The organism is uncultured Thomasclavelia sp., from assembly GCF_944324745.1.
Lineage (GTDB): Bacteria > Bacillota_I > Bacilli_A > Erysipelotrichales > Coprobacillaceae > Thomasclavelia.
In genome coordinates, this window is record NZ_CALUXO010000069.1 from 1 (window position 1) to 8,242 (window position 8,242).

Here is an 8,242-nt window from a genome sequence, read left to right on the forward strand (position 1 = left end):
ATATATTCCTCCAATGGATCATCCTTGGAGAAATAGCAATTTTCTTGGTTTCTTATCAAAACAGAAGCATCGTTCTAACGGTGCTAATGTTTAACTTTTTTTAGGACATTTTCAATTTCGCTTGACAAATAATTTCATTTTGCGAAAAATACTGATGTTTTTCTAAAACTTAGTCCTTATTTAAAAATAAAAGGGCTTAAAACATTAGATTTAGAATTTCATTAATTTAAAATTCATTAAATTTATGACCTGGATCAAATGCTAAGACATAAAACACACTATCATAATTAACTCCAAATATTACAAATTTACCTTTTCCATTTCTTTTTAAATGTAAATGAATAATATTACTTTCTAGTAATCCTTTTTCATCAGGATATGCTGCTTCAAATTCTTTTTTAATTCGTTTTACATAATTACTACTATCGGTTTTACTTCCATTTTTTGAAGTATACAAAGTGATCATTTGTTCTAAATTAGAACATTTATCAATATTGTATAGAAATTCTTGTAGCTGATCAAAAACATTTTCTTCCCGATGACTTTTATGATATTTATTTAATCCCTTAAAGCAACAAACATTACATTTATACAAATATTTAAAACTAATCTCAGGATGTTCTTTGGTATTAACTATTAAATCTGTTAGAGCTGTCTTTTTATTATCGGGAATTTTTATGTTAGTTAACTTTCTTTTATTCATTATTAAATTGCAATAGAGCGATAATATCGCTTCATTGTCTCTTTTGAAATTTTATTAGAACTACTTTGAAATTTCCCTAATCCCTTTCTTTGCTCTAACCACGGTGGTTCAGTATGCGTTAATGCTTCTAACTGATCAGCACCATATTCACCATAAGTATCCCAAACCGATTCTAAAACTTCTATTTGTTCTTTGGTAAAAAGACCATCTAATCTTTTCTTAACATCTTCAAGATTAGTAATTTTCAATTCTTGCCATCCAAATTCTTTAAATTCATCATATAGTGTCTTACTCACAGGACCATGAACCCACGCTTCAAAATCACTGTTTTTAGCAATATCTTGATCTAATAGTGCTAAACTCCATGCTTCAGCATAATAACATAATTTTTGGATTTTTTATTTGACATATTTTTCTTTAACAAAAACCAATCAGACACATCTTTTATATCGGCATTAATTGGTATTCTAACTGCTTTGATTTCCTCCATATCATTCCCTCCAATTTATTATGTATTATTTCTAAATGTAATATATTTGTAACACTTTTATCTCAAAAATACAACATATATCGATTAAGTAATAGTATATATGTTTAATATAATTACCAAAAATTAATATCTTGATTCGATACGAATTTTCTTTTATAGATAATTTATCAAATTAAATATTGGTAATTTTGGATGATTATTTTGATTTCTTGAAACCAACATCTACTAATCCCACTTAAATTAATCTTAAAATCGTTCAGTAGTTTCTAACATCAGCAAAGCATATTTTCTTTTAATATAATTTTTTTATTAATAAAGTATCAATGAAGCACTTATGGAAATTCCATAAGTGCTCTAACAAAAAACTATTTAACCCATTAACTTTTCAATAACCTCGATAACATCGAATAACGAAGATACTGTTCGATAGATAAATTTATTCATTTCTGGACCATGTTTAACTAAATCGGGTACACAGATAACTCTACATTTAGCATTATAACCTGACAAAATACCATTTTTTGAATCTTCTAAAATTATCACTTCATCACTGGTTACTTGAAAATGTTTTAATACTTTTAAATATATTTCAGGATCCGGTTTGCTATGTTCAACCAAATCACCAGACATAATAAAATCAAAAACATCAGATAATCCAGCCATTTGATTATATAAATCAATTGTTTCTCGTTTTGATGAAGAAGCAATCGCTATCTTTATTTTCTTATCTTTGAGATATGCAATTAATTCCTTTAATCCTGGTTTAATCGTAATCCCATTTTCCAATAAATAATCTAGTCGTCTTTTTCGAGATTCCTGGCTAATTTTATCATAAGGATAATCGCTTCCTAACTTATCTAGTAGCAAACAACGATGATCATTAACATTCATTCCAATCGAATTTAAAACAAACTGATTGTCTAAATTATAGCCATATTTTTTAGCCGTTTCTTGAAGACAGCGCATTCCAATTGGTTCAGTATCATACATTAACCCGTCCATATCAAATATTACTAACTTTAAGCTCATATTTAATCCCCCAATACTGAAAATATTTTACTATATAAAATTTAAGATTACAATTTTATCAATAAAAAAAGTTAGGGCTGGGAACCCTAACATTTGTGGGGAGGGAAGAATTGCTTCTTCCTTCATTTGTGCATATTGCACATTTTGGGATAAAGTGGTTCATTAAGAACCACCTATATAATAACACATCTTAAGTAAAATGTGAATTGTTTTAACTAATATTTTAATTTTTATTGACTTTTATTACATTTTTTGACCTTTAAAGCCAATCAGAACCATCAGGACGTCTTAAAAATTCATTAATCAAAAAATCCAAATGACCTTGATTATCAGTTCTAATTAAGTAAACATGGTTTCCCATTGCAGCACTTAAAGCCTCTGGAACATCAACATCTAACATAATTAAATCACCATATTTTTGATGTAATTTATCTTGATTATACATATAATCAATTCCATCACGGCGACCAATATATGCCACTAAATATTTTTGATGTAGATCCATAAAGCATTTATCATAAATCAACATATCAGCCCAGATAGTATAAACATCGGTCTCATAACTAAAGTTAATCATATCTGGCATATAGGCTCCTGGAGCCCGCATATTAACTTCCAAACCAATTAATTCACCTTTTTTTCCTAGACCTTCTTTATCTTCATCTAGACGGAAGAATTCAAAGTGGAAGAAACGACTACGAGTATCAAAAGCTTGAACAACTTTTTTACCAACAGCTTCAATATCACTGCCATTTACAAAACGATTACAAAAAGCAGTATCGCAGTTATCATTAACATTATCCATAATTGAATTTAACATGATAGTACTATTAGCAATTAAAACATTCTTTTTGCTGTCAGTAATTCCATCATAAGTTTCAACGTGTCCATTGACAAATTCTTCCATGATATAAACACGATCATCTTTAGTGGCAAAGAAGTATTCTAATTCACTTTGATTTTTTAACTTATATGTTGAAGAAGCACCTACTCCATTGTCAGGTTTAACAACAACTGGATACCCGACTTTTTCAATAAAGGCTAAGGCATTTTCAAAAGTATCTACCATTGAATAACGAGCATAATTTAAACCAATGCTTTTATAAACCTCTTTCATTTTAGATTTATATTTCATTACTGCTAAATTTTCAAATTTAGTCCCACTATTAATATTAAAATCAGTTCTTATTTTTGCATCAGTTTCCAGCCAGTATTCATTTTGGCTTTCAACAAAATCAATCCGACCATATTTACTAATAAAATAAGCTACTGCTTTGTATACTTCATCATAATTTTCAAGACTGTTTACGCGATAATATTCACTTAAACTATCTTTAGTTTCATTACTAATTTCACTATAATTGGCATCACCAATTCCCAAAACATTGACTCCACGAATTTTCAAACGAGAACAAAAGTTATGATAATATAAAGGGAAATGTGGTGAAATAAATACTACGTTCATAATTTTCTTCTCCTATAATATATGATTCAAGAAATATGGTAATTGAACTTGCCACCAGTCCCAATCGTGGTTAACATCATATCCCCAAAAATCAATCCAAGCTGGAATATCTTTATACTCTAATAATTCTTGCATCCGACGAGTTGAGTAAATCATTTCATCTTCCCAAGCTCCTTGACCGCAGCAAAGAATTATATCGCAATGACGGTACATTTCAACATATGGATGATCATATGACATTCCTTGAAGATATTGGATTGGACTATTGTTATAAAGAATTTCATCATGATAGTCCCCAAAGAATAAATCACTATCATAATATCCACTTAAACAAATGCATCCTTTAAAGACATCAGGTCGCCTAAACATAAAGTTACAAGCATGAGTTGCTCCCATTGAACAACCAGTCGTATAAATTTTTTGACCCGTTCCATTAATTTCGAAGATTCTTGGTACTAGTTCATCCATAACATAATAATACCATTGTTCCATCATATAAGTACGATGGCGATTGTCACCACCTTCATCAGACCAGCTTTCACCATCAATACTATCTAAGCAAAAGACCTGAACTAATCCAGCATCAATTTTATCAGCAATAACATTGATCATCCCAAAGTTTTCAAAATCATAGAATCGTCCATCTTGAGCTGGAAATACTAATAAAGGAAGTCCAGTGTGGCCATATACTTTATATTCCATGTCACGATTTAGACAATGGCTATATTCACGAAAATATTCAACTTTCATTGTTTACCTCCTTTAATACTTTATCTACAAAGTCAAACACTTCATCTAATGTTTCAAAACGAGCAGTATAAGTATAATTACCCATCGCTCCAGATAATATATCTGGCATTCTTTCATTCATTAAAATATGGCTGCCATACATTGCTACTAAAGCATCATTATTATAATAATATTCATGGCCATCACGACGCCCACAATAAACGCAGTGATATGGTCGATTAGTATAATAGTCACTGTGGTTGTAAACAACCATATCAGCATAAATATTATAAACATCAATATCATTAGCCCAGTTAAACATATCAGGTGTATATCCTCCTGGTGGTCGCATATTTACTTCCAAGCCAACAAAATCACCTTTATTTCCTAAACCAGGTCGATCTTCCAATAATTGGAAAAATTCACAATGAAAAAATCTGGCATTTAATGGAAATTCTTTAACTACTGAACGTCCTAATTTCTTCAATTGTTCAGGAATTTCTCTTAATGAATAATAATACATCCCTGTATTATTATTAACAACATCCATAATAGAATTAGGAAAAACATGACTAGTTTCAAATAACACTTCATGATCACGATTAGCTAATCCATCATATGAAATAATTAATCCATTAACAAACTCTTCCATTATATATTGAGTAATATGATCAATTTGATAAAAATCTTCCAATTCCTGAAGATTATTGATCTTATACGTTGCTGCTGCTCCAACCCCATTATCCGGTTTGACAATTACTGGATAACCTACTTCTTCAACAAATTTCTTCCCATTTTCTAATGTATCAACTAAATGATAACGAGCGGTTTTAACTCCAGCTTTTTCATAATAAGCTTTCATACCAGATTTTTTCTTGAAGATTTTAGTTACATCTTCTTTCATTCCAGTATTAATATTAAAATCAGTTCTTAATTTAGAATCTAACTCTAACCAATATTCATTGTTTGATTCAACCCAATCAATCTTTCCATACTTACTAGCCAAATAAGCAACAGTACGATAAACATGATCATAATTTTCCATATCATTAACATAACAATATTCGGTTACTGCATTTTTTAATTCATAGCTAATATATTCTTCCGGTGTGTCACCGATTGCTAGAACATTTACCCCATGATTTTTCATTCGATCACAAAAGTTCCAGTAATTTTTTGGAAACATTGGTGAAATAAACAAAAAATTCATCTTAAGCCCCTCCTTTTTTCATCTTTTCTTTACACAATTATAACATATATCCACCAAAACCAAAAAAGAATAATCTATTAATTTGCAAATATTTTTTCTTTTTATCTAATTTTTATTACCCATTAACTAAACACCATTAAATAAATAGTTAAAAAATCTTGGCCAAACAAAAATACTAAAGCCATAGATAACGTTAAAAATGGTCCAAACGGAATCAAAGATTTCAAATGGCATTTACCTTGCAATAATAACCTTAAACTATAAATACTAGCCAAGATAACACTTAAACTAAAGCTAATTAAATTCAATTGCCAGCCCAGTAATATTCCTGAAATCACCACCAGTTCAATATCACCAAACCCAAAAGCATCATTTACTAAAAAATTCACGCCAATCATCAAAGAACTGATCATAATCGCACCTAGAATCATATCGTTGAATGCAGTTCGATTAAAGAAACGATAAACTACTACCAGCAATAACAATACCAACAAAACACTTTCATAAATTCGCATCGTCTGATAATCTATGATTCCAATAATTAATAACACCTCAATAATTAGATAACTGATTATCATCATTGTTGAAAATCCCATTAATCTAAAACAAATCACTAATAAAATACCACTTCCAAATTCTACAATTGGATGCATTTTACGAATTTGATGGTGACAAAAACGACATTTTCCATTTAAATTAAAATAACTAAAAATAGGAATTAGATCATACCAATAAAGTTTTTGACCACAATATTCGCAATAACTGCGATCAAAGACAAAAGATTTTTTTAGTGGTAGTCGATAAATCACTACATTAATAAAACTGCCAATACATACCCCAAATACAAATAATAATCCAGATAACATTTTCTCACTCCTTTTCCTATGTTTTTTATCTTCCATAAAATTAAGATTTTCTTTTTTTATTTGTATCTTTTGACAACTTATCGTTTATGATAGAATAAATTAGAAAAATTAGTGAGGAAAAAGAATGAAAACGATAATTAGTGACTTAGATGGAACGTTATTAAATGATGGAGAACTATCAACTGAGACCATCGAAACTTTAAAACAATTTCAAGAAAATAATCGTTTAGTCTTAGCAACTGGTCGAAATTTAAATAGTGTAAAAAAAATATATCAGCAATTAGAAATGGATAAATATCAAACTGGTGCCTTAATTTTAATTAATGGATTAGCATTTTATGATTTTAAAGACCAGGAATTTATTTATTTAAATTCATTTAAGGAAAAAGATATTACAAAAATTATAAAAATCGCCTATCGCTTTTTCTTTCGAATTACGATTGTTACTAAAGAAAAACGACTTACGATTCCTAATCTCTATGATAAGATCTATCAAATATTACGATTTTTAATTAAACATAAACCGATTGAAAAAACTAAAAAAGAAAAAATTCCAGCTCAAGCAGAAAAAATAGAGCTAGGCGGAACTATTTTCTTTGATTTCTTTTTAAGGCGCTTAAAAAGAAGTTTACATAATTATGAAGTAGTTCAAGTCTCTCGTTTTTGGATTGAAATCTTACCTAAAGGAACCAATAAAGTTAATCAAGTGAAATACTTAATTGATAAATATCAAATTGCATTAGATGATTTATACGTCTTTGGTGATGGAGAAAATGATTTTGAGATGCTTAAATACGCCAATAATAGTTATGCTCCTGAAGATGCGTTACCAGAAGCTAAACAGGTGGCAAAATTTAGCTGTCTCTCTGCCAGAAAAAATGGTATCGCAAAAGTTGTTTATCAATTGATTAAATAAACAATTTGGCTTATCATTTGTATTTACCAGTTCCATTGCGTTATAATAATTGCAGAAATGTGGAGGTTTTAAAATATGAGTAGTCAAGATTGTAATCATGATTGTGCAGGATGTAAAGAAGATTGTGCTGATAGAAGCTTTTTAGCTCCTGCCAATGCTAATTCTAAAATTAAAAAAGTTATCGGTGTAGTAAGTGGCAAAGGTGGTGTTGGTAAATCATCAATCACTTCTTTGCTGGCCGTTTTAAAACAACGGGCTGGTAATAAGTGTGCTATTTTAGATGGTGATATTACGGGTCCTTCAATCGCTAAAACATTTGGACTTGAAGGAACTCAATTATATTCTAATGGTCAAGAAATAATTCCCGCTAAATCAGTTGCCGATATTGAAATTATTTCAATGAACTTATTATTACCTAAAAGTGATGAGCCTGTAGTTTGGCGTGGTCCGATTTTAGCAGGAATGATCAAACAGTTCTGGAGCGATGTGCGCTGGGGTGAAATTGATTATATGTTTGTCGATATGCCACCAGGAACGGGTGATGTTCCCCTAACCGTCTTTCAATCAATCCCGCTTGATGGAATCATTATTGTGACTAGTCCTCAAGAACTAGTTAGTATGATCGTTTCTAAAGCTATCAATATGGCTAACACGATGAATATTCCTATTTTAGGAATTGTAGAAAATATGAGTTATGTGACTTGTCCTGATTGTGGTAAAAAGATTTATGTTTTTGGAAAAAGTCATCTTGACAAGATTGCTCAAAAATATAATTTAAATATCTTAGGTCAATTACCATTAGATAGTACGCTAACGCAATTATCTGATATGGGG

At 29.9% G+C, this 8,242-nt stretch carries 10 protein-coding genes; 2 read left to right on the forward strand and 8 right to left on the reverse strand.

Going from position 1 to position 8,242, the window contains the following annotated elements; genetic code table 11:
• Positions 1-226 precede the first annotated feature (226 nt).
• The 8 genes from Q0K54_RS08630 to Q0K54_RS08665 form a co-directional block, all read right to left on the reverse strand.
• Entirely contained in the window at positions 227-703 is a 477-nt protein-coding gene (locus Q0K54_RS08630) for a hypothetical protein (RefSeq protein ID WP_294580205.1), read from the reverse strand.
• Between the two features lie 2 nt (positions 704-705).
• Positions 706-1,098 carry a type II toxin-antitoxin system antitoxin SocA domain-containing protein gene (locus Q0K54_RS08635; RefSeq protein WP_308698944.1) on the reverse strand — a complete coding sequence of 131 codons (393 nt, stop codon included), beginning with the start codon at positions 1,096-1,098 and terminating at the stop codon, positions 706-708.
• The gene (locus Q0K54_RS08640) at positions 1,059-1,193 is read right to left on the reverse strand and encodes a hypothetical protein (RefSeq protein WP_294580206.1); all 135 of its coding nucleotides are present in this window, start codon (positions 1,191-1,193) and stop codon (positions 1,059-1,061) included. Before Q0K54_RS08640 ends, Q0K54_RS08635 begins: the two co-directional genes overlap by 40 nt.
• Before the next feature lie 369 nt (positions 1,194-1,562).
• Positions 1,563-2,222, reverse strand: a complete 660-nt coding sequence (locus tag Q0K54_RS08645; RefSeq protein ID WP_294580207.1) for an HAD family phosphatase — start codon at positions 2,220-2,222, stop codon at positions 1,563-1,565.
• 259 nt (positions 2,223-2,481) lie between these two features.
• The gene (locus tag Q0K54_RS08650) at positions 2,482-3,687 is read right to left on the reverse strand and encodes an acetyl-CoA carboxylase biotin carboxylase subunit family protein (RefSeq protein ID WP_294580209.1); all 1,206 of its coding nucleotides are present in this window, start codon (positions 3,685-3,687) and stop codon (positions 2,482-2,484) included.
• Positions 3,688-3,699: 12 nt separating this feature from the next.
• Positions 3,700-4,437 carry an esterase family protein gene (locus Q0K54_RS08655; protein WP_294580211.1) on the reverse strand — a complete coding sequence of 246 codons (738 nt, stop codon included), beginning with the start codon at positions 4,435-4,437 and terminating at the stop codon, positions 3,700-3,702.
• The gene (locus Q0K54_RS08660; RefSeq protein WP_294580212.1) at positions 4,427-5,626 is read right to left on the reverse strand and encodes an acetyl-CoA carboxylase biotin carboxylase subunit family protein; all 1,200 of its coding nucleotides are present in this window, start codon (positions 5,624-5,626) and stop codon (positions 4,427-4,429) included. The genes Q0K54_RS08655 and Q0K54_RS08660 overlap by 11 nt, the downstream gene beginning before the upstream one ends.
• A gap of 122 nt (positions 5,627-5,748) precedes the next feature.
• Positions 5,749-6,492, reverse strand: coding sequence for an A24 family peptidase (locus Q0K54_RS08665; protein ID WP_294580214.1), 744 nt, complete (start codon positions 6,490-6,492; stop codon positions 5,749-5,751).
• A 124-nt stretch (positions 6,493-6,616) separates the two neighbouring features.
• Between Q0K54_RS08665 and Q0K54_RS08670 the strand changes: the two genes are divergently transcribed.
• Complete coding sequence (locus Q0K54_RS08670; RefSeq protein WP_294580216.1) at positions 6,617-7,408, forward strand: Cof-type HAD-IIB family hydrolase; 792 nt, start codon at positions 6,617-6,619, stop codon at positions 7,406-7,408.
• A 75-nt stretch (positions 7,409-7,483) separates the two neighbouring features.
• Positions 7,484-8,242, forward strand: a 759-nt coding sequence (locus tag Q0K54_RS08675; RefSeq protein ID WP_294580217.1) for an Mrp/NBP35 family ATP-binding protein, incomplete at its 3' end; no start/stop codon positions are given.